23 protein-coding genes and 1 tRNA gene are annotated in these 25,708 nt (G+C 73.3%); 16 read left to right on the top strand and 8 right to left on the bottom strand.

Translation table 11 applies throughout. The features are described from left to right. Window positions 1-180 precede the first annotated feature (180 nt). From IE260_RS22850 to IE260_RS22815, 8 genes are all read left to right on the top strand, one after another. Window positions 181-378 (top strand): hypothetical protein, encoded by a 198-nt coding sequence (locus tag IE260_RS22850; RefSeq protein WP_189874798.1) that lies wholly within the window; start codon window positions 181-183, stop codon window positions 376-378. Window positions 379-647: 269 nt separating this feature from the next. Further along, on the top strand, window positions 648-3,461 hold the full coding sequence (topA, locus tag IE260_RS22845; RefSeq protein ID WP_189874796.1) for a type I DNA topoisomerase: 2,814 nt from the start codon (window positions 648-650) through the stop codon (window positions 3,459-3,461). Between the two features lie 135 nt (window positions 3,462-3,596). Further along, window positions 3,597-6,845, top strand: coding sequence for a dTMP kinase (tmk, locus tag IE260_RS22840; RefSeq protein WP_189874794.1), 3,249 nt, complete (start codon window positions 3,597-3,599; stop codon window positions 6,843-6,845). Window positions 6,846-7,272: 427 nt separating this feature from the next. After that, complete coding sequence (locus IE260_RS22835; RefSeq protein WP_189874792.1) at window positions 7,273-8,478, top strand: DNA polymerase III subunit delta'; 1,206 nt, start codon at window positions 7,273-7,275, stop codon at window positions 8,476-8,478. 95 nt (window positions 8,479-8,573) lie between these two features. Beyond that, window positions 8,574-10,175: an alpha/beta hydrolase gene (locus IE260_RS22830; RefSeq protein ID WP_189874790.1), complete on the top strand. Its 1,602-nt coding sequence runs from the start codon at window positions 8,574-8,576 to the stop codon at window positions 10,173-10,175. A gap of 106 nt (window positions 10,176-10,281) precedes the next feature. Next, window positions 10,282-10,355: transfer RNA gene (locus tag IE260_RS22825), tRNA-Thr, on the top strand. Window positions 10,356-10,670: 315 nt separating this feature from the next. Further along, window positions 10,671-11,576, top strand: a complete 906-nt coding sequence (locus IE260_RS22820) for a glycosyltransferase family 2 protein (RefSeq protein WP_189874788.1) — start codon at window positions 10,671-10,673, stop codon at window positions 11,574-11,576. 269 nt (window positions 11,577-11,845) lie between these two features. After that, the gene (locus IE260_RS22815) at window positions 11,846-15,232 is read left to right on the top strand and encodes an AfsR/SARP family transcriptional regulator (protein ID WP_189874786.1); all 3,387 of its coding nucleotides are present in this window, start codon (window positions 11,846-11,848) and stop codon (window positions 15,230-15,232) included. A 6-nt stretch (window positions 15,233-15,238) separates the two neighbouring features. On the opposite strand, the gene IE260_RS22810 is transcribed toward IE260_RS22815, so the two are convergent. The 3 genes from IE260_RS22810 to IE260_RS22800 form a co-directional block, all read right to left on the bottom strand. Beyond that, entirely contained in the window at window positions 15,239-16,930 is a 1,692-nt protein-coding gene (locus IE260_RS22810) for a bifunctional 3'-5' exonuclease/DNA polymerase (protein WP_189874784.1), read from the bottom strand. A 48-nt stretch (window positions 16,931-16,978) separates the two neighbouring features. Then, window positions 16,979-17,725 (bottom strand): Clp protease N-terminal domain-containing protein, encoded by a 747-nt coding sequence (locus IE260_RS22805; RefSeq protein ID WP_189874782.1) that lies wholly within the window; start codon window positions 17,723-17,725, stop codon window positions 16,979-16,981. 69 nt (window positions 17,726-17,794) lie between these two features. Next, window positions 17,795-18,427 carry a LysE family translocator gene (locus tag IE260_RS22800; protein WP_189874780.1) on the bottom strand — a complete coding sequence of 211 codons (633 nt, stop codon included), beginning with the start codon at window positions 18,425-18,427 and terminating at the stop codon, window positions 17,795-17,797. 88 nt (window positions 18,428-18,515) lie between these two features. Here IE260_RS22800 and IE260_RS22795 point away from each other — a divergent pair, with 88 nt between their 5' ends. Further along, the gene (locus IE260_RS22795; protein WP_229881094.1) at window positions 18,516-19,634 is read left to right on the top strand and encodes a DUF2786 domain-containing protein; all 1,119 of its coding nucleotides are present in this window, start codon (window positions 18,516-18,518) and stop codon (window positions 19,632-19,634) included. 44 nt (window positions 19,635-19,678) lie between these two features. Here IE260_RS22795 and IE260_RS22790 read toward each other — a convergent pair whose 3' ends face one another. The 4 genes from IE260_RS22790 to rpmB are packed head-to-tail and all read right to left on the bottom strand — an operon-like array spanning window position 19,679 to window position 21,431. Continuing rightward, complete coding sequence (locus IE260_RS22790) at window positions 19,679-20,200, bottom strand: DUF4232 domain-containing protein (RefSeq protein WP_189874778.1); 522 nt, start codon at window positions 20,198-20,200, stop codon at window positions 19,679-19,681. A gap of 35 nt (window positions 20,201-20,235) precedes the next feature. After that, complete coding sequence (locus IE260_RS22785; protein ID WP_229881092.1) at window positions 20,236-20,835, bottom strand: hypothetical protein; 600 nt, start codon at window positions 20,833-20,835, stop codon at window positions 20,236-20,238. A gap of 54 nt (window positions 20,836-20,889) precedes the next feature. Beyond that, window positions 20,890-21,195, bottom strand: coding sequence for a 30S ribosomal protein S14 (gene rpsN, locus IE260_RS22780; RefSeq protein ID WP_189874776.1), 306 nt, complete (start codon window positions 21,193-21,195; stop codon window positions 20,890-20,892). Beyond that, the gene (gene rpmB / locus IE260_RS22775) at window positions 21,195-21,431 is read right to left on the bottom strand and encodes a 50S ribosomal protein L28 (RefSeq protein ID WP_189874774.1); all 237 of its coding nucleotides are present in this window, start codon (window positions 21,429-21,431) and stop codon (window positions 21,195-21,197) included. Before rpmB ends, rpsN begins: the two co-directional genes overlap by 1 nt. A 62-nt stretch (window positions 21,432-21,493) precedes the next feature. Between rpmB and rpmG the strand changes: the two genes are divergently transcribed. From rpmG to IE260_RS22750, 5 genes are all read left to right on the top strand, one after another. After that, on the top strand, window positions 21,494-21,658 hold the full coding sequence (gene rpmG, locus IE260_RS22770; protein ID WP_033321692.1) for a 50S ribosomal protein L33: 165 nt from the start codon (window positions 21,494-21,496) through the stop codon (window positions 21,656-21,658). 9 nt (window positions 21,659-21,667) lie between these two features. Beyond that, window positions 21,668-21,922: a type B 50S ribosomal protein L31 gene (locus IE260_RS22765; RefSeq protein WP_189874772.1), complete on the top strand. Its 255-nt coding sequence runs from the start codon at window positions 21,668-21,670 to the stop codon at window positions 21,920-21,922. Then, window positions 21,919-23,067: a CobW family GTP-binding protein gene (locus tag IE260_RS22760; protein WP_189874770.1), complete on the top strand. Its 1,149-nt coding sequence runs from the start codon at window positions 21,919-21,921 to the stop codon at window positions 23,065-23,067. The genes IE260_RS22765 and IE260_RS22760 overlap by 4 nt, the downstream gene beginning before the upstream one ends. Before the next feature lie 5 nt (window positions 23,068-23,072). Next, entirely contained in the window at window positions 23,073-23,306 is a 234-nt protein-coding gene (gene rpsR / locus IE260_RS22755) for a 30S ribosomal protein S18 (RefSeq protein ID WP_189874768.1), read from the top strand. 315 nt (window positions 23,307-23,621) lie between these two features. Next, window positions 23,622-23,891, top strand: a complete 270-nt coding sequence (locus tag IE260_RS22750) for a DUF397 domain-containing protein (RefSeq protein WP_188185330.1) — start codon at window positions 23,622-23,624, stop codon at window positions 23,889-23,891. Between the two features lie 93 nt (window positions 23,892-23,984). On the opposite strand, the gene IE260_RS22745 is transcribed toward IE260_RS22750, so the two are convergent. Further along, a complete protein-coding gene (locus IE260_RS22745; protein ID WP_229881089.1) occupies window positions 23,985-24,464 on the bottom strand; it encodes an ATP-binding protein in 480 nt (159 codons plus the stop codon). A 124-nt stretch (window positions 24,465-24,588) separates the two neighbouring features. Between IE260_RS22745 and IE260_RS22740 the strand changes: the two genes are divergently transcribed. Together IE260_RS22740 and IE260_RS22735 are read left to right on the top strand one after the other, a co-directional pair. Beyond that, a complete protein-coding gene (locus IE260_RS22740) occupies window positions 24,589-24,732 on the top strand; it encodes a hypothetical protein (protein ID WP_229881087.1) in 144 nt (47 codons plus the stop codon). 97 nt (window positions 24,733-24,829) lie between these two features. Then, window positions 24,830-25,666 carry a helix-turn-helix domain-containing protein gene (locus IE260_RS22735; protein WP_506005117.1) on the top strand — a complete coding sequence of 279 codons (837 nt, stop codon included), beginning with the start codon at window positions 24,830-24,832 and terminating at the stop codon, window positions 25,664-25,666. Window positions 25,667-25,708: the final 42 nt, after the last annotated feature.

Genomic DNA, 25,708 nt, shown 5'->3' with positions numbered 1-25,708 from the left:
GCGGATCCGGCGTGGCGGCCGCGCCGGATTCCGCGGGTGACGTAGGCATCACTGGGAAACGGGCCGCGGCGAAGTGCCGTCGGCCGCCCGTTCACCCGGGGTTCGCCTGCCCGCCGCCCGTGCGTGTCAGTCTCCCGGGGGCTGGGCACTCGCGGGCTGCGGAAGAGAGGCACGAAGATCATGGAGAGCGGGCCGGCGATCTTCGCGGGAATGGTGTTCGCCCTGTTCGGGGGAGGACTGCTGGTGTGGACCGCGAGCCGGGTGCGGCACGGCCGGCCCGTCGCCGAGGGTGTGAACCCCGTCGCATCGGCGACCCTCGCGACCGTCGCCGCCGTGGTCTCGCTGGCCCTCGGGGCATGGTGCCTGACGCGCGTGTGAGCGCCCCGTTCCGGAGGAACGCCGCACCCCCTCCCCGGTAATCGGGAGATCGCGCTCCGGATACGCAGGTGAGGGCCCCTGAGCAGTCCGGGCGGCAGAAACAGGGTTCGTCGGGTTACCGTTCGAGTGGCCGTTGTGGGCTTTTCCCGTTTGACACGGGGGCGGGAGGTACCGTCACACTCCGCAGCGTCACGACCGAAACACAGCACGACCCGACCCCGGGACCACGGCCTGGGGAGGCCCAGCGTCGACCGGAGAGAAGAGCGAAGTTGTCCCCGACCAGCGAGACCGCGAAGGGCGGCCGCCGACTCGTCATCGTCGAGTCGCCTGCCAAGGCGAAGACGATCAAGGGCTACCTCGGGCCCGGTTACGTCGTCGAGGCGAGCGTCGGGCACATTCGCGATCTTCCCAACGGCGCCGCGGAGGTGCCGGAGAAGTACACCGGCGAGGTCCGCCGACTCGGTGTGGACGTCGAACACGACTTCCAGCCGATCTATGTGGTCAACGCCGACAAGAAGGCGCAGGTCAAGAAGCTCAAGGATCTGCTGAAGGACTCCGACGAGCTCTTCCTCGCCACCGACGAGGACCGGGAGGGCGAGGCCATCGCCTGGCACCTCCAGGAAGTGCTCAAGCCGAAGATCCCGGTCAAGCGCATGGTGTTCCACGAGATCACCAAGGAGGCGATCCGGGCGGCCGTGGCCAACCCGCGCCAGCTCAACCAGAAGCTCGTCGACGCCCAGGAGACCCGCCGCATCCTCGACCGCCTCTACGGCTACGAGGTCTCGCCGGTCCTGTGGAAGAAGGTCATGCCGCGCCTGTCGGCGGGCCGTGTCCAGTCCGTCGCGACCCGGCTGGTGGTCGAGCGGGAACGCGAGCGCATGGCGTTCCGCTCCGCCGAGTACTGGGACCTGACGGGCACCTTCGCGACCGGTCGCGCGGGCGACGCCTCCGACCCGTCGTCGCTGGTCGCACGCCTGCAGACCGTCGACGGCAGGCGCGTCGCGCAGGGCCGCGACTTCGACTCGCTGGGGCAGCTGAAGAGCGCGAACACCCTCCACCTCGACGAGGCGAACGCCCGCGCGCTCGCCGCCGCCCTGGAGAACACGCGGTTCGCCGTCCGCTCCGTCGAGTCCAAGCCGTACCGCCGCTCGCCGTACGCCCCGTTCCGTACGACGACGCTGCAGCAGGAGGCCTCGCGCAAGCTCGGCTTCGGCGCGAAGGCGACGATGCAGATCGCGCAGAAGCTGTATGAGAACGGCTACATCACCTACATGCGTACGGACTCGACGACCCTGAGCGACACGGCGGTCGCCGCCGCGCGCGCCCAGGTCACGCAGCTGTACGGCGCCGACTACCTGCCGGCGCAGCCGAGGACGTACGCCGGCAAGGTCAAGAACGCGCAGGAGGCGCACGAGGCGATCCGCCCCTCGGGTGATCGTTTCCGTACGCCCGCCGAGACCGGGCTGACCGGCGACCAGTTCAAGCTGTACGAGCTGATCTGGAAGCGGACCGTCGCCTCCCAGATGAAGGACGCGACCGGCAACAGCGTCACCGTGAAGATCGGCGGCACGGCGGCCGACGGCCGGGACGTCGAGTTCAGCGCGTCCGGCAAGACGATCACCTTCCACGGCTTCCTGAAGGCCTACGTCGAGGGCGCCGACGACCCGAACGCCGAGCTGGACGACCGCGAGCGCCGGCTGCCGCAGGTCGCCGAGGGCGACGCCCTGTCGGCCGAGGAGATCACGGTCGACGGTCACGCCACCAAGCCCCCGGCCCGCTACACCGAGGCGTCGCTGGTCAAGGAGCTGGAGGAGCGCGAGATCGGCCGCCCGTCGACGTACGCGTCGATCATCGGCACGATCCTGGACCGCGGCTACGTGTTCAAGAAGGGCACGGCGCTCGTCCCGTCCTTCCTGTCCTTCGCCGTGGTCAACCTCCTGGAGAAGCACTTCGGGCGGCTCGTCGACTACGACTTCACCGCCAAGATGGAGGACGACCTCGACGCCATCGCCCGCGGCGAGGCGCAGGCCGTGCCGTGGCTGAAGCGGTTCTACTTCGGCGAGGGCACCGGCAACGGCGGCGCGGCCGAGGCCGGCAACGGCGACGGGGACCACCTCGGCGGCCTCAAGGAGCTGGTGACCGACCTGGGCGCGATCGACGCGCGCGAGGTGTCGTCCTTCCCGGTCGGCAACGACATCGTGCTGCGGGTCGGGCGCTACGGCCCGTACATCGAGCGCGGCGAGAAGGACTCCGAGCAGCACCAGCGTGCCGACATCCCGGCGGACCTGGCGCCGGACGAGCTGTCCGTCGAGCTGGCCGAGGAACTGCTCGCCAAGCCGAGCGGCGACTTCGAGCTGGGCACCGACCCGGCCACCGGGCACACCATCGTCGCCAAGGACGGCCGCTACGGCCCGTACGTCACCGAGGTGCTCCCCGAGGGCACCCCGAAGACCGGCAAGAACGCCGTGAAGCCGCGGACGGCCTCGCTGTTCAAGTCGATGTCGCTGGACACGGTGACGCTCGACGACGCCCTGAAGCTGATGTCGCTGCCGCGCACCGTCGGCACCGACGCCGACGGCGTCGAGATCACCGCGCAGAACGGCCGCTACGGCCCGTACCTGAAGAAGGGCACGGACTCGCGGTCCCTGCAGTCCGAGGAGCAGCTCTTCACGATCACGCTGGAGGAGGCGCAGGCGATCTACGCCCAGCCCAAGCAGCGCGGCCGGGCCGCGGCAAAGCCGCCGCTGAAGGAGCTGGGTACCGACCCGGTCAGCGAGAAGCCCGTCGTGGTCAAGGACGGTCGCTTCGGTCCGTACGTCACCGACGGCGAGACCAACGCCACCCTGCGCTCCGGCGACAGCGTCGAGTCGATCACCCCGGAGCGCGGCTTCGAGCTGCTCGCCGAGAAGCGCGCCAAGGGGCCCGCCAAGAAGACGGCGAAGAAGACCGCCGCCAAGAAGGCCCCGGCGAAGAAGGCGACGGCGAAGAAGACGGCCGCCAAGAAGACGACGGCGGCCAAGAAGACGACGGCCACGAAGACGGCCGCCAAGAAGGCGACCGCCACCAAGGCGTCGGAGGACTGAGCCGACCCGGAACCAGGGCGCGCGGGACACACCCTCGTTCGCTGAGCGAACGCCCCGGCATCGATTCGGTGTCGGGGCGCGCGTACATCCGGCCGGGCACTCGGGCCTGTCCGTGGCTCCCGATAGGCTGAACGCATGACGCGAGCCGAGCAGCCAACGGCCCCTCACCCAGCCCCGGACGACGCCCTGGTCGCGGACTCCCGCGAGCGCGCCGTCCGCGCCCTGCTGCGCCAGCCGCAGTTGAGGCGGTTGTGGAGCGCACAGCTCGTGGGAGGCGTCGGCGACGTGCTCGCCCTCCTCGTGCTGGTCGTTCTCGCCGTCCAGGCCGCGATCGGCGCGGGCTCCTTCGGCGGGGGCTACCGGGGCGTGGCGTTCGCAGTGGCGATCGTTTTCGGCGTGCGCATCCTGGCCACGCTGCTCTTCGGCGCGATACTGCTGGGCCCGCTGACCTCCCTCACCTCGCAGGACGGCCCGCTCGACCGCCGATGGACCATGGTCGGCGCGGACGGGCTGAGGGCCGTTTCGCTGATCGTCGCGCCGCTGTGGATCGACTGGACGCCGGACGACGCGCTCGCCGTCCTTCTGGTGACCGTCTTCGTCACCGGCGTCGCCGAGCGCTTCTGGACGGTGTGCCGCGAGAGCGCGGCCCCCGCGCTGCTGCCCACACCGCCCCTGGAGGGCGCGACGGTGCGCCCGCTGCCGGACCACATGGACGCGCTGCGCCGCCTGTCGCTGCGCACGGGCTTCGTGGCGGTCCCGCTCGCCGCGGCGGCACTCGTCGTCGCGGGGCTGGTGAACAACCTGCTGGGGGCCGGCATCGCCTGGTTCGCGGAGCACCAGGCGGCACTCTGCTCGTACGTCGCGGCCGGGCTGTTCGCCGCGTCCCTGTCCGTGCTGACCTTCCTGGAGCTGCCCGGCGTCCGTACCCCGCGCGCCCGGTCGCCGCTGGAGGGCCTGCGCCGCCCCAAGAGCGGCACGGGCCCGGACAAGGGCCGCACCGGCGCCCTCCCGCTGCTGGTGCTCGCCTGCGCGGCGGTCGCCATGGCGGTGTCCGCCGCGGTCGCCGTGGCCGTGCTGCACGCCAAGGACCTGGGTGGCGGTCCGGTGCTGTACGGACTGATGGTGGGCGCGCTGACCGGCGGGGTCGTCGTCGGCATCCGTACGGCCCCCGCCCTGCTGCCCTCCCTGTCGCGCCGACGGCTGCTGTCCCTGGCGATCGCCTTCGCCGGCATCGCCCTGCTGGCCGCCGGGCTCGTCCCGGACGACACCACCGTGCTGCTGCTCCTCGTGCTGGCGGGCGTCGGCGCGGGCGTGGCCGCCAACACCGGGCACACACTGCTCGACCAGGAGAGCGAGGACCACCGCCGGACGCGGATCACCGAGCACCTGCACGCGGTCGTACGGGTCTGTGTGGCGCTCGGCGTGGTGATCGCGCCCGTGCTGGCTGCCGCGATCGGGCCGCACCGCCTGGAGAACGGCAAGTTCGTCTTCGCGCACGGCGGTGCCGCGTTCGTCCTGATGCTGGTCGGCGCGCTGCTGCTGCCGGTGGCCGCGCTGGTGCTGGCCAAGGTCGACGACCGGTCCGGCGTCCCGCTCCGTCAGGACCTGCGCGACGCCCTGCTCGGCGGCGACGACCCGGTGCCGGCGCCCGCGACGAACGGTTTCTTCATCGCCCTGGAGGGCGGCGACGGCGCCGGCAAGTCCACCCAGGCCGAGGCGCTCGCCGAGTGGATCCGGGTCAAGGGCCACGAGGTCGTGCTCACCCGCGAGCCGGGTGCGACGCCGGTGGGCAAGCGCCTGCGGTCGATCCTGCTGGACGTCTCCAGCGCCGGACTGTCGCACCGCGCGGAGGCGCTGCTGTACGCCGCCGACCGCGCGGAGCACGTGGACACGGTCGTCCGGCCCGCGCTGGAGCGCGGAGCGGTGGTGATCTCCGACCGGTACATCGACTCCTCGGTGGCCTACCAGGGCGCCGGACGCGATCTGTCGCCGACCGAGATCGCCCGGATCAACCGGTGGGCGACCAACGGTCTGGTCCCGCACCTGACCGTCCTGCTGGACGTCTCGCCGGAGGCCGCGCGCGAGCGGTTCACGGAGGCGCCGGACCGGCTGGAGTCGGAGCCCGCCGAGTTCCACGCGCGCGTGCGGTCCGGTTTCCTGACGCTGGCCGCCGCCGACCCCGGGCGCTACCTCGTCGTGGACGCCGGCCAGGAGCCCGAGGCCGTCACGACCGTCGTCCGGGCCCGGCTCGACCAGGTGCTGCCGCTGTCCCAGGCCGAGATCGAGGCCCGGGAGGAGGCACGCCGCAAGGCCGAGGAGGAGGCGCGGCGCAAGGCGGAGGAAGAGGCCGCCCGCAAGGCCGAGGAGGAGCGCCTGGAGCGCGAGCGCCAGGAGCAGCTGGAGCGGCTGCGCGCCGAGGAGGAGGAGCGCAAGCGGCGCGAGCTGGAGGAGGCCCAGCGGCGCGAGGCCGAGCGGCAGGCCGAGGAGGCACGGCAGCGCGCGGAGGAAGCACGCCGGCGCGCCGAGGAGGAGCGGGCACGGCTCCTCGCGGAGGAGAAGGCGCGGGCCGAGGAGGAGGCACGTCGCCGGGCCGAGCAGGAGCGGCTGCGCAAGCAGGCCGAGGAGGAGGCCCGGCTGCGGGCCGAGGCGGAGGCGCGGCGCCTGGAGAAGCAGCGCAAGGCCGAGGAGGCCCTGCTGCGCGCCGAGGAGGCACGCCGGGCGGCGGAACAGGCGGCGGCAGCGGCCGCGGCGGGCCCGAAGCCGACGGCTCCTCCCGCGGCCGACGCCCCCCGGGAGAGGTCGGCCCCGGACGCGGCGACCGTGGAGACGCCCGTCGTGACGCCGACGAACGCCTCCGGCGGGCCGGTGGAGGACACGGCGGTACTGCGGCCGGTACGGGACGATCGGGGCGACGACGTTCGGGGTGCGCGCGGCGACGAGCGCGGTTCCGGGGCCTCCGGGGCGTCCGAGTCCGAGGTGACGGCCGAGCTGCCGCTGCCGCCGGGTGCGGTGGACGAGACGGCGGTGCTGCCTCCAGTGGCGCCGGGTGCGGTGGACGAGACGGCGGTGCTGCCTCCGGTGGCGCCGGGTGCCGCCGACGAGACCGCCGTGCTGCCGCCCGTGCGCGGGGACGACCCCGCCGACCGGGTGCCGCCGGGCTTCTTCCGGGACGAGGACCCGGCGGCCCGGTCCGACGCGTCCGACGACCGCACGCGTGAGCTGCCCCAGGTCGACCCCGAGCAGGCACCCCGGCGCCGGCGGTCGGACTGGGCCGAGGAGACACCGCTGGACGACCTGCCGACGCTCGCGGACGAACTGCTCGGCCCGCGCGAGGACGGTCAGGACGACGACGGAGACCGCCGCAGGAGGGGCCGGGGCCGCTGACCGGCTCGGCCGGCTCGACGGGCGGTCCGGCGGCGGGCTGGACGGGCGGACGGCCTCGGCCGGCCGGACGCCGGCTTCTGGTGGCGCCCCGGGCATCTGGCGGCGGACCGGCGGGGCGGGTGACCGCCCGCCGAGGGTGTCGGACACATTGCCCCTGGTGGCGGCCCGGGCTTCCATGCGGTCATCCGGCGTCCCGCCGGTCCTCCTGCGCCTTCGCGTCGTCCGGCCTTGGTGCCGGTGATGTGCGCTCTCGTGGGACCCGGGTGTCCCGGCCCGAACGGTGTGCGGAACCGGGGACAACCCCCGCCCCCCGGCACCGGTGCCGCCGCCCCGCGTCCCCACCGGGGCCGGGTTGTCAGTGGGCCCCCGCACAATGGAGGGCGACGGATGACGCAAGGCGGAACGTGACGGAAGGACGGCGTGACCCATGACCGTGTGGGACGACCTCGTCGGGCAGGAGAAGGTGAGCGAGCAGCTCGCCGCCGCCGCCCGGGACGCCGACGCCTTCGTCACCGCCGCCGCGGCCGACGGCCCCCTGCCGGAGGCGTCGAAGATGACGCACGCCTGGCTGTTCACCGGACCACCCGGCGCGGGCGTGACGCAGACGGCGCGGGCCTTCGCCGCCGCGCTGCAGTGCGTGAGCCCCGACCGCGCCCTCGGAGCCGCCCCCGGCTGCGGCTTCTGCGACGGCTGTCACACGGCGCTCGTCGGCACCCACGCGGACGTCAGCACGGTCGCCGCCGTCGGCACGCAGATCCTCGCGGAGGACATGCGCGACACCGTCCGCAAGTCGTTCACCTCACCCGCGAACGGCCGCTGGCAGGTCATCCTCGTCGAGGACGCCGAGCGGCTGAACGAGAGGTCCGCCAACGCCGTCCTCAAGGCCGTCGAGGAGCCCGCGCCCCGCACGGTCTGGCTGCTGTGCGCCCCCTCCGTCGAGGACGTGCTGCCCACGATCCGCTCCCGCTGCCGCCACCTGAACCTGCGCACGCCCTCGGTCGACGCCGTCGCCGACATGCTCGTACGCCGCGAGGGCATCGAGCCGGACGTCGCCGCCGCGGCGGCCCGCGCCACCCAGGGCCACGTCGACCGGGCCCGCCGGCTGGCCACCGACCCGGCCGCCCGCAACCGCAGGGCCGCCGTGCTCAAGCTGCCGCTGCGGGTCGAGGAGGTCGGCGGCGCGCTCAAGGCGGCCCAGGAACTGGTCGACGCGGCGTCGGGGGACGCCAAGCAGCTCGCCGAGGAGATGGACGCCAAGGAGACCGAGGAGCTGAAGGCGGCGCTGGGCGCGGCCCAGGGCGGTCGCCTGCCGCGCGGCACGGCAGGCGTGATGAACGACCTGGAGAAGATGCAGAAGCGCCGCAGGACGCGCACACAGCGCGACAGCCTGGATCTCGCCCTGACCGACCTCACCGCCTTCTACCGCGATGTCCTCGCCCTCCAGCTCGGCTCCCGCGTGGCGATCGCCAACGCCGACGCCGAGGACACCCTGGAGCGCCTCGCCCGCGGCAGCACCCCGGAGTCCACCCTCCGCCGCATCGAGGCCATTGCCGCCTGCCGCGACGCCCTCGACCGCAACGTGGCGCCGCTGCTCGCGGTGGAGGCCATGACGATGGCGCTGAGAGCGGGCTGAACGGCGGACACGGGACGCGATTGACGGCGTAACTCGTACGAGGCACGCAGACCACGCAGAGCGTGCGGGTCATTGCGGAGAGTTACGCTCGCTGAATGCACACAAGGCGCACTCACCGCAGGACCCGTACCGCAGCCACTCTCCTCGCCGCCGCGCTGCTCGCCGCCGCCTGCTCGTCCGGGGGCGCATCGACGTCCGCCCGTTCGGCGGTGGAGGGCGGTGGTCCCACGGAGTCGTCGCCGACATCCCTGGCCGCGCTGCCGCGGCAGACCCCGGCCGCGCTGGCGCCGTACTACGGACAGAAGCTGAGCTGGCGAGACTGCGGAGTCCCCGGTTTCCAGTGCGCCACGATGAGGGCGCCGCTCGACTACGCGAAGCCGGCCAGCGGGGACGTTCGGCTCGCCGTGGCCCGAAAGAAGGCCACCGGCCCGGGCGAGCGGCTGGGCTCGCTGCTGGTGAACCCGGGCGGACCGGGCGGCTCGGCGATCGGCTACCTCCAGAGCTTCGCGGGCGTCGGCTATCCGGCGGAGGTCCGTGCCCGCTACGACATGGTGGCGGTCGACCCGCGCGGTGTGGCCCGCAGCGAGCCGGTGGAGTGCCTCGACGGGCGGGAGATGGACGAGTACACGGAGACGGACGTCACCCCGGACGACGAGCGGGAGAGGGACGGGCTCGTCGACGCCTTCAAGGCGTTCGCCGAGGGCTGCGGCGCGGACGCGCCGAAGCTGCTGCGCCATGTGTCGACCGTCGAGGCGGCCAGGGACATGGACATCCTGCGGGAGGTGCTGGGGGACGAGAAGCTGAACTACGTGGGGGCGTCCTACGGGACGTTCCTCGGCGCGACCTACGCCGGGCTGTTCCCGCACCGGGCGGGCCGGCTGGTGCTGGACGGCGCGATGGACCCGGCGCTGTCGGCCAGGCGGCTGAACCTGGAGCAGACGGCGGGCTTCGAGACGGCGTTCCAGTCGTTCGCCAAGGACTGCGTACGGCAGTCCGACTGTCCGCTCGGCGGTCCGGGGACGTCACCCGACCAGGTCGGCAAGAACCTGAAGGCGTTCTTCGAGAAGCTGGACGCCCGGCCGATCCCCACCGGCGACGCGGACGGCCGCCGGCTCACCGAGTCCCTGGCCACCATCGGCGTGATCAGGGCGATGTACGACGAGGCCGGCTGGCCGCAGCTGCGTGAGGCGCTGACCTCGGCGATGAAGGAGAACGACGGCGCCGGACTGCTGTTCCTGTCCGACGACTACTACGAGCGCGAGGCCGACGGCGACTACAGCAACCTGATGTTCGCCAACGCGGCCGTGAACTGCCTCGACCTCCCCGCGGCCTTCTCCTCCCCGGACGACGTGCGGGCGGCGCTCCCCGACTTCCACAAGGCGTCCCCCGTCTTCGGCGAGGGCCTCGCCTGGTCCTCCCTGAACTGCGCGTACTGGCCGGTGCAGGCCACGGGCGAGCCACACCGCACCGTTGCCGCCGGCGCGGCCCCGATCGTCGTGGTCGGCACCACCCGTGACCCGGCCACCCCGTACCGCTGGGCCGAGTCGCTGGCCGGTCAGCTCTCCTCCGGCCGCCTGCTGACCTACGACGGCGACGGCCACACCGCCTACAACCGCGGCAGCAGCTGCATCGACTCCGCGATCAACGCCTACCTCCTGCGCGGCACCGCGCCGGGGGCCGGAAAGCGCTGCTCGTAGCCGTGGCGCCGCCCCGGAGGCCCGGCCTCCGGGGCGTGTACGAAGCACCCCTGGAAACTGTGTAGACTTACGGACGTTGCCGATCGCACCATAGTGCGGACGGCGCGCCGCCTTAGCTCAGATGGCCAGAGCAACGCACTCGTAATGCGTAGGTCTCGGGTTCGAATCCCGAAGGCGGCTCAGCGGGAAACCCCAGGTCGGGTAGTCGATGACCTGGGGTTTTCTGTTGCCCGAGCGCGGCGGGATGCGCGGCCGGTGTGCCGTGCGCTGGTCCGCGTGAGCGATCTCGGCTGTCGGTGGCTGGGTGTCCGAGCCCGCAAGCGACGGAGTGACTGGTTCCGCTCCGCGTCCGCCGGGGGCCGTCCCGTCGTCCGGCCACGACGTCAACCAGTACTCCACCCCTCGACCGCGAGGCGTACACCACGCGGCCGTGCCGTGAACGGCTAGCATCGCGCGAACGTCACAGCTGTCGTCGGTTGCGAAGAGGGTGAGGGCATGGTCGAGGCCGCCGAGGGTCCGAGGATCGCCGTGGCCGTGGTGACCATGGGAAACCGGCCCGCCGCGGTCGACGCCCTGCTGGAGTCCGTGGCCAAGCAGGACGTGCCGCCCGCACGGATCGTGATCGTGGGCAACGGCTGCCCGCTGCCGGAGTTCGCCGCGCGGCTCTCACTGCCCGGCGAGGTCACGCCGATCGAGCTCGACGAGAACCTCGGCTGCCCCGGCGGGCGGAACGCGGCCCTCGCGCGGCTGCGGGAGTTCGGCGACGTGGACGTCGTCGTGGAACTGGACGACGACGGGCTGCTCGTCGACGCCGACGTGCTGCGCCGGGTCCGGGACCTGTTCGCCGCCGACGACCGGCTCGGCGTCGTCGGCTTCCGGATCGCCGACGAGAGGGGCGAGACCCAACCGCGGCACGTGCCCCGGGTCGGCTCCGCGGACCCCATGCGGGGCGGGTACGTCACCGGGTTCCTCGGCGGTGGCCACGCCCTCCGGTCGGCGATGCTCGACGAGATCGGCGACTGGCCGGCCGAGTTCTTCTTCGCGCACGAGGAGACCGACCTGGCCTGGCGCGCGGCCGACGCGGGCTGGCGGATCCTGTACGCGCCCGAACTGCTGCTCCAGCACCCGAAGACCTCGCCCGCCCGGCACGCCATCTACTACCGGGTCAACGCCCGCAACCGGGTGTGGCTCGCCCGTCGCCGGCTGCCGTTGCCGCTCATCCCCGTCCACCTCGGCGTGTGGGTGCTGCTCACGCTGGCGCGGAACCGGTCGTTCGGCGGGCTGCGGGCCTGGTTCGGCGGCTTCGCGGAGGGGGTGTGGGAGTCGGCGGGGGAGCGGCGGCCGATGCGCTGGCGCACGGTGTGGCGGCTCACGCGGCTGGGGCGGCCACCCGTCATCTGACGAGCGGCGGCCGGGAGCGGGACCGACGAGGGCCCCGGTCGTTCACCTCCGCCGACCGGGGCCCTCGTGCGTCCCCGGATCCGGCCGCGGCGGCGACACTCCCCCGAGCAACGCGTTCTACGCGCGCACCCCCGGGCCAGATCCGATGTTGTGATCACATCAGGTCTTGCCAACGAATCGCTAACATATGGCCAACGGTTCTCGGCCTAGGGGGTCGTCGTGGCGAAGGTGGTGGAGAACCGCCGTGAGGAAGGCTGTGGAGCGGCGTGATGCGGTACCGGCTGCGCTTCGGACTGCTGGGGCCGCCGGTCCTGTACGACGCCCCGAGCGACGCCGGTTCCCACGCCCACGACCTGTCCGGTTCCGGTGACGGAGCCGTAGGACCCGCCGCCCGTGCCGTCGCCGGCCCCAAGACGCGGGCCCTGCTGGGCGCGCTGCTGCTGGAAGCGGGGCGGGTGGTGTCCGTCGAGTCGCTCAAGGAGGCGCTGTGGGGCGGCGCTCCGCCCCTGTCCGCGCACGCGTCACTGCACAACCATGTCACCCGGCTGCGGCGGCTGCTCGACGAGCCCGACCGGCTGCGGACCGTGCCGTCCGGGTACCTCCTGCGGGTCGAGGAGGGCGAGTTGGACGTGCACGTCTTCGAGGCCCACGCCGCCGAGGCGCGTGCCGCGCAGGCGCGCGGGGACCGGGCGCGGGTCGTCAGCGCGGTCACGGCGGCGCTGGCGCTGTGGCGTGGCGCGCCGCTCGCCGGGCTGCCGGCCGACGTGGGCGGGTACGCGTTCGCGCAGCGACTGCGGGAGACGCGGCTGCTGCTCCTGGAGTGGCGGTACGACGCCGAGCTGGACCTCGGCGGCGCGCGACTGGAGGGTCTCGTACCGGAGTTGGCGGCGCTGGCCGCCGACCATCCGCTGCGGGAGGCGTATCACCGTCAGCTGATGCTGGCCCTGCACCGCACCGGCCGCCGGGCCGAGGCGCTGGCCGTCCACCGCGACCTGCGCGCCCGCCTCGTCGAGGACCTCGGCATCGAACCGGGCCCCGCGGTGCGCGAAGCACACGTGGAGGTGCTGCGCGAGGCGGCGACCGCACGGGGGCCCGCCGTGTCCGGCGCCGGCACGGGTGGTTCCGCCGCGTCCGGCGCGGATGCGGTCGGCCTCTCCCGGGATGACTCCGCCCCGGGCGGCTCGTCCTTGGGAGACTCCGGCTCGGGCGGTTCTGCCGTGCATCACTCTGCCTCGGGCGGTCCCGGCGCGCCTCATTCCGCCTCGGGCGGTTCTGCCGCGCATCACCCCGCCTCGGGCGGTCCCGGCGCGCCTCATTCCGCCTCCGGCGACCCCACCGCGCACGGCTCCCCCTCCAACGGCCCCGCCTCGGCCGGTCCCGCCCCGCACCACGCCGACCCTCCCGGTGCCCTGCCGACGGCTCACCCGGCCCCCGCCCAGCCCCCTTCCCCGGCCGCCCCGCCCGGGGAGCAGGGCGCCGCGGCACCACGTCCGGCCCAACTGCCGCCTCCACCGGCGTACTTCACGGGCCGCGCGACCCTGCGCGAGGACCTGTTCCGCACCCTCACCTGCGGGTCGTGCCCCCGCGTCGCGGTCATCAGCGGCATGGCCGGGGTCGGCAAGAGCGCTCTCGCATTGCACGTGGCCCATGGGCTGAAGGAACGTTTCCCTGATGGGCAGTTGTACGTCAACCTGCACGGCGCCACCCCGGGCATGGCCCCGCTGACCCCCGCCCAGGCACTGGCCGCCCTGCTCCGCGACCTCGGCGTCGATCCCCGGAGAATCCCCGAACACCCAGACGCCGCCGCGGCGTTGCTGCGTTCGCTGCTCGCGCCGGCGCGCACGCTCCTGGTGCTGGACGACGCCGAGAGCGCCGCGCAGGTACGTCCCCTGCTGCCGGCCGGCCCCGGCTGCGCGGTGATCGTCACCAGCCGTTCTCCGCTCACCGCGCTCGACGGAGCCGGCCGCTTCCCGCTCGCGCCCCTGTCCGGAGAGGAGAGCGCGGCCCTGCTGCGCGCGGTCTCCGGGCGCGACGGCCGCGAGGGCCGTGACGGCCTCGAAGGGCTGGACGCCGGCCACCCCCTCGTCGAACTCACCGGCCGCCTTCCGCTCGCCCTGCGCATCGTGGCCGCCCGGCTCGCCGCCCGCGGCGCCCTCACCCCGGACGTGCTCGCCGGCCAACTGGCCGCCACCGAGGGGAGGCTGAACCACCTGGAGTACGACGACCTGAGCGTGCGCCGCTCCCTGGCCGTGGCGCACGACGCGCTCTCCGTCTCCGACCGCGAGGCCGACCGGGACGCGGCCCTCGCGCTGCGCCGTATCGGCGCCCTGGACCTGCCCGTGTACGGCGCTCCTCTGCTGGCCCGCCTCCTCGGCACCGACGAGCGCCGCGCCGAGGCCGCGCTCGACCGCCTCGTCGACGTGGCGCTGCTGGAGGAGACCGCCTACGGCCGCTACGCACCCCACGACCTGGTGCGCGAGTTCGCCCGCGAGGCCGCGCGGCGCGAGGACGGCACCGCCGCCGTCGGAACCGCCCTGCGCTGGTACGCCGCCGTCGCCGAACGCGTCCTGACCGCGATCGTCGAACCCGGCATCGACCAGGACGACCGCCGCCGCCCCACCGCCGCGCAGCCGGCCGAGCACACGGCGGAGGTCGCCTCCGTCCCGGCCTTCTCCCGCCCCGAGGACGCCTTCGCCTGGGGCGACCTGGAGCTGGGGAACGTCGTCGCGCTCGTGGAGCGGTACGGATCCGGGACCGACGACCGGGGGACGCGCCATCTCGCGGTCCTCGTCCGCATCCTCTTCCCGTACGTGCAGCGCAGCGGCCGGGTCGCCGAGATGGAGGTGCTCGGCCGGGTCGCGCTCGACCTCGCGCGGCGGCTCGGCGACGAGGCCGCCGAGGCGTACGCCCTGGGCGACCTCGCCGGACTGCACTTCCTGACCGGCCGGCACAGCGACGCGCTGGCCCTCAACGACCGTTCGCTGGAGATCTGGCGGCGGCTCGGCACCGTCTCCCGGATCCGGCGCTGCCTCAACAACCGCGGCCTGCTCCTCGAAGTGCTGGGCCGCCACGAGGAGTCGGGCGCCGCGCTGCGCCAGAGCCTCCAGTACTCGCGGCAGCTCGACGACCCCTACGGCGAGGCGATCACCTACAGCCACCTCGGCAACCTCTACGAGCACTCCGATCCACGGGCCGCCATCGAGCAGCACCGGCGTTCGCTCGCCATCGGCGACGAGATCGGCAACGTGATCGTGCAGCACTCCGCCCACTGCAACATCGGCTACGCCCACCTGTCCCTCGGTGAACCGGCCGCCGCCGCGGAGCACTTCGAGAAGAGCCTGCGCATCCTGGGCGGCCACGGCGACTGGCACGGCGAATCGCAGACGCGGCTCGGTCTGGTCCGGGCCCTGCGTCTGCTCGGCCGCACCGAACACGCCGGCCGCGAGTGCGCGGAGCTGCTGAGCCGCGCCGACGCGCGTGCCGACCGCTACACCGGGGGTCTCGCCCGCCACCAGCACGGGCTCCTGCTGCGGGAGCGCGGACGCGACCGGGAGGCGTACGAGCAGTGGCGGGCGGCCCTCGACGCGCTGGACGGCACGGACGCGAAGGCGGTGGTGGCGGAGTTGCGGGAGCTGCTGGCCGCCGGTGCCGGCTGACGCCGGTCACTTGGCGTCCGCGTAGCACTCCACCACCGCCGTCGTGAACGGAAAGCGCACCGGCGTCGGGCCGAAGGTCAGCCGTCCCGCCAGGTCCGCCGCGTCCCGGATGGCCGCGACGACCGCCTCGGCCTCCTCCTGCGGACAGTGCACGATCACCTCGTCGTGCTGGAAGAAGACCAGCTCGGCCGCCATGCCCGCACAGGACCGGCGCAGCGCGGCGAGCAGCAGCAGGGCCCAGTCGGCGGCGCTGCCCTGGACGACGAAGTTGCGGGCGAAGCGGCCGCGGGCGCGGGCGTCGGTGGACGCGTACCCGGGCACCCACTCCTGCGGCCCGGAGGCTTGCGGCGACTCGTCCTGCGGGATCCCGGCCTCTTCGCCCGCGTCGTCCCGCGACCCGGCCGCCGGCGGGCAGGTGCGCCCCAGCCAGGTCCGCACCAGCCGGCCCTCCTCGCCCGCGCGGGCCGCGTCGTCGACGTAGGCCACCGCCCGGGGAAAGCGGCGCCGGAGTGCGGCGAGGTTCTTCAGGCCGTCGCCCGACGTCTGGCCGTAGACCGCGCCCAGCACGGCGAGCTTGGCCTGCGCGCGGTCACCGGAGAAGGCCCGGTCGGACACCGACTGGTACAGGTCGGACTCCCGGCCGGCCACCTCCATCAGCCCGGGGTCGCGGGAGATCGCCGCCAGCACCCGCGGCTCCATCTGGTCGGCGTCGGCGACGACCAGCCGCCAGCCCGGGTCGGCGACGACGGCCCGCCGGATCACCTTGGGGATCTGCAGTCCGCCCCCGCCATTGGTCACCCACCGGCCGGTGACGGTGCCGCCGGCCAGGAACTCGGGGCGGAAGCGGCCGTCGCGCACCCAGTCCTGCAGCCAGGACCAGCCGTGGGCGACCCAGATCCGGTACAGCTTCTTGTACTCGACGAGGGGCTTGACGGCCGGATGGTCGACGGACTCGATCTCCCAGCGGCGGGTGGAGGTGATCTTGATCCCGGCCTGCGCGAACGCCTTGACGACGTCCGCGGGCAGATCGGGCCGGACCCGGCGCCCGAACGCGGCGGACACCTCGTCCGCCAGCTCCGCCAGGCGGCGCGGCTCGCCCCCGCCCGCGTACCGCTCGCCGAGCAGGTCGTGCAGTACCTCGCGGTGCACGTCGGCGCGCCAGGGCAGCCCCGCGCGGTTCATCTCGGCGGCCACCAGCATCCCCGCCGACTCGGCCGCCGTCAGCAGCCGCATCCGGTCGGGATGGGCGGACCGGTCGTGCCGGCGCTGCTGTTCGGCGTAGACGGCGAGGAGGTCCTCCAGGGGCACGTGGACGCCCTGCGGCTCGAACAGCGGGGACTGCGCGCCCGGCTCGGCGGACCGCTGGGGCGGATCGGGCGGCACGGGGCCACCGCGCAGCCGGGCCAGGGCGGCGGCGGCCGAGCGGGGTTCGCCCGAGCGGCCCTCGTGGCCGAGCAGGAGGGTCTCGGCGTCCTCCACGTCGTAGCACCGCTCCACTCGCACCCCCGCGGCGAGCAGGCGCGGGTAGACCTCGGCGGTGTTGCGCCACACCCATCGTGCGACGTCCGGCCGGCCGCGCACGGCCTCGGCGAGGCCCGGCTCCCGGCGCACCGGCCCGGCGGGCAGCCCGTCGGGGCCGAGGGGGGCGACGTCCACACCACCGTCCTCGGCCAGGGCGAGCGCCCACCGGTCGGCCATGCTGCGAGTGTGACAGGGGGGTCTGACAACGGCCCCGGTCACATGGGCTCAGTCCTCCTCCTGCTCTGCGCCCGGGTGCTGGAGCCGGATCTGTGAGAGCACCTCGGCGACCCACTCCTCGGTCCTCGCCTTGGTGATGCCGAGGCCGTTGAGGACGCCCTCGCCGTTCTCGTGCTCCAGCAGGGCGAGCAGGATGTGCTCGGTGCCGACGTAGCTGTGACCGAGGCGAAGGGCCTCGCGGAAGGTGAGCTCCAGGACCTTCTTGGCCGCCGGGCCGTACGGCACCAGCTCCGGGGCCTCCTCGGCGGCAGGCGGGAGCACGGCGGTCACCGCCTCGCGGACCGCGTCGAGGGTGACGCCCTGGTCGGTGATCGCCTTGGCGGCGAGGCCGTCGGGCTCGGCGAGCAGACCGAGGACGAGGTGTTCGGGCAGCCCTTCGGCGTGGCGTGCGGCCCTGGCCTCGTTGTGCGCGGCCATCACCACGTTGCGGGCGCGCGGCGTGTAGCGGTTGAAGCCCTCGTTCGGGTCGAGCGCGGCGGACTCCTTCGGCACGAAGCGCTTCTGCGCGGCCTGCCGGGTGACCCCCATGCTCTTGCCGATGTCCGTCCAGGAGGCGCCGGAGCGCCGGGCCTGGTCGACGAAGTGGCCGATGAGGTGGTCGGCCACTTCGCCGAGGTGCTCGCCGGCGATGACGGCGTCCTGGAGCTGCTCGAGGGGCTCCACGTGCACCTTCTTGATGGCGTTGATGAGTTCGTCGAGGCGTACGGATGACGTGATGCCGGGATTCGTCGTCATGTGTCAACCGTAGGTTGCGCCCCGCCTGTCGTCAACCGTTGGTTGACAGTCGGATTCCAGGCGGGCGGGTCACTTCGGCGAAGCCACCACCAGCCGCACCGCCAGGCCCGTGAAGACCGTCCCCGAGACGATGTTCAGCCAGCGGTTCACCCGGGCGCTGCGCCTGAGCAGGTTCGCCAGACGCCCGGACAGCAGCCCGACGCAGCCGTCCCACAGGAAGCCCATCACCACGAGCGTGCCGCCGAGCAGCATCAGCTGGCCGGGAACGTGACCGAGGGAGGGGTCGACGAACTGGGGCAGGAACGCCACGTTGAAGAGGATCACCTTGGGATTGAGCAGGTTGGTGATCGCGCCCTGCCAGAAGGCGCGCCGCATCCCCGCACCGGCGGGCGCCGCGCTCTCCTCCCCTGGCACCGAACGGTCCCGGAACGCCTTCACCGCCAGGTACAGCAGATAGGCCGCGCCCGCCCAGCGCAGCACGTGGTACAGCGTGGGCAGCGTCGTGAAGAGCGCCGACAGGCCGAGGGCGGCGGCGACCGCGTGCACGAGCATCGCGCAGGCCACCCCGAACGCGGCCATCACACCCGCCCTCGGTCCGCCCCGTCCGCCCACCGCGACGATGAACATCATGTCGGGGCCCGGAGTGATGCACAGCGCGAAGGCTGCGACGAGAAACGCCGTGTAGAGAGTCATGTCCACCATGGGCGCCATGCTCCGGGGCGGCGGCCCGCCGCATCGACCGAATTTCCGGGAAGTGAGACGGTCCGGTGAACCGTGGCACCATCGCCGGGTGAGCACGCCCAGCACCGTCGACCGCGCCTTCGAGGCCGCCCTGTACGACACCACCGACGCGAGCCTCGACACGGGAGCGTCCCTGCTCGCGGCCGACCCGGCGGCGGACGCCGAACTGACCCGGCGCGGGGAGGAGTTCGTGGCCACGGCCTGGCGGCGCGGCTGGCAGCCCGCCGACGTCGTACGGATCGTGCGGCGCGAGCTGGACGACGTGCACCTGCGTCTGGCGGCGGAACTGATCCGCGCCCAGTCGGCGCAGGACCGTCCGCGCGGCCCCCGCTGGGCCGCGCAGCTCGACGACCTGCCGGACGGACCGTCGCCGCGCACCGACCGCTTCTCGCACGCCACCGCCGTGCTTCAGCTGTACCGCCTGCTGCTTCGCCTGCCCGCGCTGGAGCCGCTGGACGAGCCCCGGCGGGAACACCGGCAAGAGTCCCGCACCCTCGCCCGCATCCGCGCCCTGCTCGCCAAGGCGGAGGCGACCGGGTACCCGGAGGAGGCGGAGGCGCTCAGCGCCAAGGCGCAGGAGCTGATGGCCCGGCACAGCATCGACGAGGCGCTGCTGTCGGCCCACGCACCCTCGCCCGACGCCCCGGGCGCCTGCCGGATCGGCGTGGAACCGCCCTACGAGCAGGCCAAGGCGGTGCTGCTGGACGCGGTGGCCGACGCCAACCACTGCCGGGCCGTGTGGAACGAAGCCCTCGGCTTCTCCACCGTCGTCGGCTTCGAGGCCGATCTGGAAGCGGTCGAACTGCTCTACACCTCGCTGCTGGTGCAGGCCGAGACCGCGATGACGAAGGCGGAGGCCGCCCAGCGCGCCGGCGGGCGCAGGCGGACCAAGACCTTCCGCCAGTCGTTCCTGGCGGCGTACGCCCACCGCGCCGGCACCCGCCTGCGGGCCGTCGCGGAGCGGACCGCCGCCGAGACCGGGGCCGCGGACGCGGACCTGCTCCCGGTCCTCGCCTCCCGCGACGTCGCGGTCACCGACCGCCTGGAGCGGATGTTCCCGGAGACGACCACGACCCGCCTGCGCGGCGTCGACGACGCGGCGGGCTGGACGGAGGGCACCCGCGCGGCCGACCGCGCCCAGGTCGGACGCCGACGCCCGCTGCCGTAGGGGCACGATGGCCCGGGCGAGCGCCGCTCCTCGTCGCCGTGGGCTCAGTCGCCGGCCCGCTGGAACGCGCCGACCGTGGCGTCCGGCCCGCTCCCGCCGTCCTTCGACGCCACATCGCCGTACGGCCACGTGAAGCGGTGCGTGGCGGTGGCGCCGGGCAGGGCGAACTCGGCCGACCGCACGGCGAGGCTCGCCGCGTCGCCGGTCTCGCCGCGCACGTAGGTGAGGGTGAAGGAGGCGGCCGTGCCCCGGTCCAGCGTCAGCCGCTGCGCCGTGGCGGCTTCGTCCGGGAGGACCCTCGCCGAGGTGCCGCCGCCGGTGAGGGTGACGGCGGGGAAGCCGTCGAGCGTGCAGGCCGAGCCGGTGTTGGTGACGGTCACGGCGACGGTGCCCGTGTCCCCGGCGGCCGGGGCCGGGCTCGCCGCGGTCCGCACGTCCACCGCGCCGATCCGGCAGGCGCCGCCCCGGCGGTCGTCGGTGGCGTCACCGCCCCCGTCGTCGCAGGCGGTCAGGGCGAGGGCCGCGGCGACCGCGGCGGTGACGGCGATCGGCCGAAGGATGCGCATGGCGGGAGTTCCTGGGGAAGAGGGGGCGGGGCGGCTCAGGAATAGAGCATGGCCGTCGGCAGGCCGGACGGCAGCTTCCCGCCCTCGGACCTGGCGTAGGTCTCCTCGCCGAGGCCGCCCTTCCAGTTCACCTTCAGCGACGTCCTGCCGACCGACTCGACGGTCCCTGCCGCCCGGTCGTCGCTGCCGTCGGTGCACTTGAGGCGGATCGCCCGGGCACCGTCCGTGGTGCCGCTGCACACGGTCCCGCCCGTGGCGAAGAGGGCGGCCTGCTCACCGGTGATCACCAGCGCCACGGCACGGCCGTCGGTGGTGGCCAGCCAGCTGCCCTCCAGGCCGCCGGGGGAGGCGGTCGGCGATCCGCCGGTGCCGCCGCCCGTCTCCGCGCTCGCGGAGGCGCTGGGAGCCGCCGGGGACTTGTCGCCGTTGCCGGAGTCGCCACCGTCGGAGTCACCGCCGTCGGTGCACGCGGTCAGCGTCAGCGCCCCCGCCAGCCCCACGGCCAGCGCGACGGCCCGGACCCGGCGGCGCGAGCGTCCGCGCGGACCCCGCCGGTCACCCGAGGGGGCCGCCGTGCTCCCGGCACGCTCCGTGCGAACCGCACTCGCCGTACTCTCCGCAGTCACCAACGTCACCGGAAGCTCCCAAGCTGTAGCCGGACGGCCGGGGTCGGCCGAGACAGCCGCAAGCTACCAGGACGCCTTGCGGACTCCCGGCAGATGCCCGGCGTGTGCCTGTTCGCGCAGGCTCACGCGCGACAGCCCGAAGGCGCGGTAGTAGCCGCGCGGACGCCCGTCGACCTGGTCGCGGTTGCGCACGCGCGTGGCGCTCGCGTCCCGGGGCTGCCGGCGCAGCTCGCGCTGGGCGGCGAGCCGTTCGGCCTCCGTCGAGGACGGCCGGCGGATGACCTCCTTCAGTTCGGCCCGCCGTGCGGCGTACCGCGCGACGGTCTCCTGCCGCTGCTCGTACTTCGCGATCTTGCTCTTCTTCGCCATCAGACCTTCACCCCTCGGGCGCGGATGCGCGCCACGGCCGCCTCGACGCCGATCGTGTCGACGGTCCTGATCCCCTTGGCGCTCAGCCGCAGCCGCACGTGCCTGCCCTCGCTCGGCAGCCAGTAGCGCTTGGTCTGGATGTTGGGGTCGAAGCGGCGGGAGGTCCGCCGGTGGGAGTGGGAGATGCGGTTGCCGAAGCCGGGCCGGGCGCCGGTCAGCATGCAGTGGGCGGACACGGTGACGTACCTCTCCTCGAACCTGGACTGTAAATGGAATTCATTTTCAGTAAGATAGCAGCATGGCACGCAACGAACTCCGTCCGGTCATCAAGCTCCGGTCCACCGCCGGGACCGGCTTCACCTACGTGACCCGCAAGAACCGCCGCAACGACCCGGACCGACTGACCCTGCGCAAGTACGACCCGGTCGTCGGCCGTCACGTCGACTTCCGAGAGGAGCGCTGAACCACCGCCATGCGCAAGGGAATCCACCCGGAGTACGGCCCGGTCGTCTTCCGTGACCGCGCCGCGAACCACGCCTTCCTCACCCGCTCGACCATGACCGGCGAGCGGACCGTCGAGTGGGAGGACGGCAACACCTACCCGGTCGTCGACGTCGAGATCTCGAACGTCAGCCACCCCTTCTACACCGGTACGGCCCGCGTCCTGGACACCGCCGGCCGCGTGGAGCGCTTCGAGCGCCGGTACGGGAAGCGGGGCCGGGCATGACGCTGCCGGTGGTGATCGTCGGGGGCCTGCACGCCGACGCCCGCAGGGCCGCCGTGGCGCGGCTGCTGGCCGAGGTGCCCGGCGGCGTCGTCCTCCACCACGACCTGGCGACGGCGGCCGCGGGCACGGTCGTGCGGACCGTCCGGGACGCCACCGGCATCCGCTCCGCCGGCGAGGCGCCGCTGGTCAACGACTGCGCGTGCTGCGCCCTGCGCGAGGACCTCGTCCCCGAACTGGAACGGCTCGCGCGGGCCGGGGACACCCCGCTGGCGGTCGTCGAACTGTGGGACTCCGTCGAGCCCAAGGCGATGGCAGAGGTCGTCGCGGCCGGCGGCTTCACCGTCACCGGCGTGATCACCGCCGTCGACCCGGCACTGGTCCTGCCCTACCTCGGCAACGGCGACGACCTCGCCGAGGGCGGCCTGGCCGCCGCGGCCACCGACCGGCGCACCGTCGCCGACACCTTCGCGCGGCAGCTGGAGTACGCCCCCGTCCTCGCCGTCGCCGACTCCCCGGAGGCCGACGACGAGGACCGCGAGCTGCTGGCCCAGCTGCATCCGACGGCCCGCCGGGTCCCGATCGGCCACGGCGACCCGGCGGGCGCGGGAACGGGCCTCGCGCGGACCGCCCTCGCCGGTTTCGACGTGGAGGCCGCGGCGGCGGCCCAGCACCCGGCCTGCGCCCTGCTGCCCGCGGAGGCCGACGCGCACGGTGTCGCCACCTTCGTCTGGCGCCGACGCCGTCCCTTCCACCCGGAGCGGCTGTACGAGGCCCTGGAGGACCTGACCTGCGCCGCCGCCCGCAGCCGGGGCCGGTTCTGGCTCGCCGACCGCCCGGACACGCTGCTGCACTGGGACGCCGCGGGCGGGGCCCTGTGCGTGGAGAGCACGGGGCCGTGGCTCGCCTCGCTCCCGGACGCGGCCTGGGAGATGGTGCCGCCGGTGCGCCGCGCCGCCGCCGCGCTGGACTGGCATCCCGAGCACGGAGACCGCTGCCAGCACCTCGTCTTCACCTCGCCCGGCCTCGACCGCGACGGGATCCAGCGGCTCCTGGAGTCCTGCCTGCTCACCGATGCCGAGTACGCCGCCGGGCGCGACGCCTGGCAGCAGTTGCCGCCCGCCTTCGACACCCTCCTGGAGGTCTGACCGACATGCCCCGCAAGAGCGACCGGGGGCCCGCCAAGCACCGGCCCAATCCGCTGGACCAGGCGGGAGTGACGTACATCGACTACAAGGACACCGACCTGCTGCGGAAGTTCCTCTCCGACCGCGGCAAGATCCGCAGCCGTCGCGTCACCCGGGTGACCTCCCAGCAGCAGCGGCAACTGGCCGTGGCGATCAAGAACGCCCGGGAGATGGCGCTGCTGCCGTACTCCAGCCGCTGACCCGCCCGTCGCACGACGGCACGTTCGCACCACCGGCACCGGGGGCCCGCTTCTTCGAGCGGGCCCCCGGTGTTGTTGCATGTTCGTTGTTGCATGTTCACAGGTTCCCAGGGCACATGCGGGAACGACTTCTTTCGAACGGGCGTCAAAGAGGGCAAGCGCTTCGGTAAGCGGGCGTCAAAGCTGTAACCGCAGGACCACCGCGCGTGCACGTGCATTTGCTCATGCATCTGCACGTGAACAGGGTTATGATCCGGATCAGTTGACCGCTGCATCAATGGCCACACCAGCCAGTGCACCACCGGGGAGCGACCTGTGGACCACGACGTGTACGACGTTGACGACGCGTCCGGCGTGTACAACGGCATCGCCGCCACGCAGCTGCACGACGTGGCCTGGCAGAAGAGCCGGCACAGCAACTCGCAGGGGTCCTGCGTGGAGTTCGCCCGGCTCCCCGGCGGAGACGTGGCGGTGCGCAACTCGCGCTTCCCCGACGGCCCCGCGCTCGTCTACACGCGCGCCGAGATCGAGGCGATGCTGCTGGGGGTCAAGGACGGCGAGTTCGACCACCTGATAGCGAGCTGACCGCCCCCATCGGCGGTCGGCGTGCCGCCGCGTCCAGAACGGGCGGGTCCGTGACACGCGTAGAACCGCGGCGTGGGAAAGCGCCGCGGTTCGTCATTCGGCGGGCGGCCGGAGCCGGAACAGGGCCCAGACCACCTTGCCGCCCAGCGTGCCGGCGAGCGGTTGCCAGCCCCAGCTGTCGCTGAAGGAGTCGACGAGGAACAGCCCCCGGCCGGACTCCGCCGAGAAGTCGTCCGTCTCGCGGGCCACCGGGCTGTCGTGACTGGGGTCGCGCACCGCGCACACCAGCCGCTCGGTCCAGCGCATCAGGTGCAGCCGTACCGGCCCGTGCTGCTCGTCGGTCCGCGGGGTGTCCGCCGGCAGCGCGTGACGCAGGGCGTTGGTGACGAGTTCGGAGACCACCAGGCACACGTCGTCGAAGCGGTCGCCCAGGTCCCAGCCGTCGAGGGTTCTCCTGGTGAAGTGCCGGGCCTCGCGCACCGCTTCGTACCGGGGCGGCAGGGCGCAGGAGGCGGCGTTCGACACGGCCGCGGGGTCGAGTGGCGGAAGGCCCTGCCGTAACGGCTCGAGCATGGTCGATCCATTCGTCCCCATGCGAGGCACTCCCGGGAGTTCGCGGTCGTAGCGATGCGGCGCGGTGGTGCGGGACCATGGTTTCGGATGCGTTCGGCAGATGCAAGGGCAGATGCACGTGCACGTGACCGAAATGGACCTGCCCGTACCGCTTGTTGGTCAATTTTTCCGCCAACTTCGCGTGTTCTTCTTCCTTCCTCTGCGGCCGCGCGCGGTCCGCGCCTGCCTGATCCTGCGCGTTTCCCTTGGCCCGATTCCGTTTCCGTAACCGGACGAGTACAGCTCGGAGTGTTTTAGTGGCAGACTTCGGCTCCTGAAGACGGTTGGGGAGGCTGGCGAACGTGAGCGCGGGAGAGCCCGGATCGGTGGTGCGGCGCATGCTGCTCGGATCACAACTCAGGCGACTGCGTGAGGCGCGGGGGATCACGCGCGAGGCGGCGGGGTACTCGATCCGCGCCTCGGAGTCGAAGATCAGCCGGATGGAACTGGGCCGGGTGAGCTTCAAGACACGGGACGTCGAGGACCTGCTGACGCTGTACGGCATCACGGACGAGCAGGAGCGCGTCTCCCTGCTCTCCCTCGCCAAGGAGGCCAACGTCGCGGGGTGGTGGCACAGTTACTCCGACGTCCTGCCCAGCTGGTTCCCCACGTATGTGGGCCTGGAGGGCGCGGCCTCGCTGATCCGGGTGTACGAGGTGCAGTTCGTGCACGGCCTGCTGCAGACCGAGGACTACGCCCGCGCGGTCGTCCGGCGCGGCATGAAGGGCGCGAGCGAGGCGGACGTCGAGCGGCGGGTGGCGCTGCGCCTGGAGCGGCAGAAGTACCTCGTCGCCGAGAACGCCCCGGAGTTCCACATCGTCCTGGACGAGGCCGCGCTGCGCCGCCCGTACGGGGACCGGGAGGTGATGCGCGGCCAGCTGCAGCACCTGATCGAGATGTCCGAGCACCCCAATGTGCGGTTGCAGATCATGCCGTTCAGCTTCGGCGGACACTCCGGCGAGAGTGGCGCGTTCACGATCCTCAGCTTCCCGGAGTCCGACCTGTCGGACGTCGTGTACCTGGAGCAGCTCACCAGCGCGCTGTACCTCGACAAGCGCGAGGACGTCGCCCAGTACGAGACGGCGCTGAAGGAGCTCCAGCACGACAGTCCGGGGCCGGACGAGAGCCGGGACCTTCTGCGCGGACTTCTCCAACTCATCTGAAACACAAGTACGATGACGCTCGATCAGGCGGCTTGCTACGGC

The sequence above is a fragment of the Streptomyces viridiviolaceus genome (assembly GCF_014650995.1).
Lineage (GTDB): Bacteria > Actinomycetota > Actinomycetes > Streptomycetales > Streptomycetaceae > Streptomyces > Streptomyces viridiviolaceus.
Note: the sequence above shows the minus strand (reverse complement) of the source record. Positions and strands in the feature narration are given on the sequence as shown.

Bases quoted from the DNA above. Each gene is read 5' to 3' on its own strand.
- IE260_RS22790 (WP_189874778.1), bottom strand. From the start codon at position 20,200: ATGCGCATCCTTCGGCCGATCGCCGTCACCGCCGCGGTCGCCGCGGCC.
- IE260_RS22810 (WP_189874784.1), bottom strand. From the start codon at position 16,930: ATGGCCGACCGGTGGGCGCTCGCCCTGGCCGAGGACGGTGGTGTGGAC.
- tmk (WP_189874794.1), top strand. From the start codon at position 3,597: ATGACGCGAGCCGAGCAGCCAACGGCCCCTCACCCAGCCCCGGACGAC.
- rpmG (WP_033321692.1), top strand. From the start codon at position 21,494: ATGGCACGCAACGAACTCCGTCCGGTCATCAAGCTCCGGTCCACCGCC.
- rpsN (WP_189874776.1), bottom strand. From the start codon at position 21,195: ATGGCGAAGAAGAGCAAGATCGCGAAGTACGAGCAGCGGCAGGAGACC.
- IE260_RS22760 (WP_189874770.1), top strand. From the start codon at position 21,919: ATGACGCTGCCGGTGGTGATCGTCGGGGGCCTGCACGCCGACGCCCGC.
- IE260_RS22800 (WP_189874780.1), bottom strand. From the start codon at position 18,427: ATGGTGGACATGACTCTCTACACGGCGTTTCTCGTCGCAGCCTTCGCG.
- IE260_RS22805 (WP_189874782.1), bottom strand. From the start codon at position 17,725: ATGACGACGAATCCCGGCATCACGTCATCCGTACGCCTCGACGAACTC.
- IE260_RS22765 (WP_189874772.1), top strand. From the start codon at position 21,668: ATGCGCAAGGGAATCCACCCGGAGTACGGCCCGGTCGTCTTCCGTGAC.
- IE260_RS22850 (WP_189874798.1), top strand. From the start codon at position 181: ATGGAGAGCGGGCCGGCGATCTTCGCGGGAATGGTGTTCGCCCTGTTC.
- IE260_RS22830 (WP_189874790.1), top strand. From the start codon at position 8,574: ATGCACACAAGGCGCACTCACCGCAGGACCCGTACCGCAGCCACTCTC.
- rpsR (WP_189874768.1), top strand. From the start codon at position 23,073: ATGCCCCGCAAGAGCGACCGGGGGCCCGCCAAGCACCGGCCCAATCCG.
- IE260_RS22820 (WP_189874788.1), top strand. From the start codon at position 10,671: ATGGTCGAGGCCGCCGAGGGTCCGAGGATCGCCGTGGCCGTGGTGACC.
- IE260_RS22815 (WP_189874786.1), top strand. From the start codon at position 11,846: ATGCGGTACCGGCTGCGCTTCGGACTGCTGGGGCCGCCGGTCCTGTAC.
- IE260_RS22745 (WP_229881089.1), bottom strand. From the start codon at position 24,464: ATGCTCGAGCCGTTACGGCAGGGCCTTCCGCCACTCGACCCCGCGGCC.
- IE260_RS22835 (WP_189874792.1), top strand. From the start codon at position 7,273: ATGACCGTGTGGGACGACCTCGTCGGGCAGGAGAAGGTGAGCGAGCAG.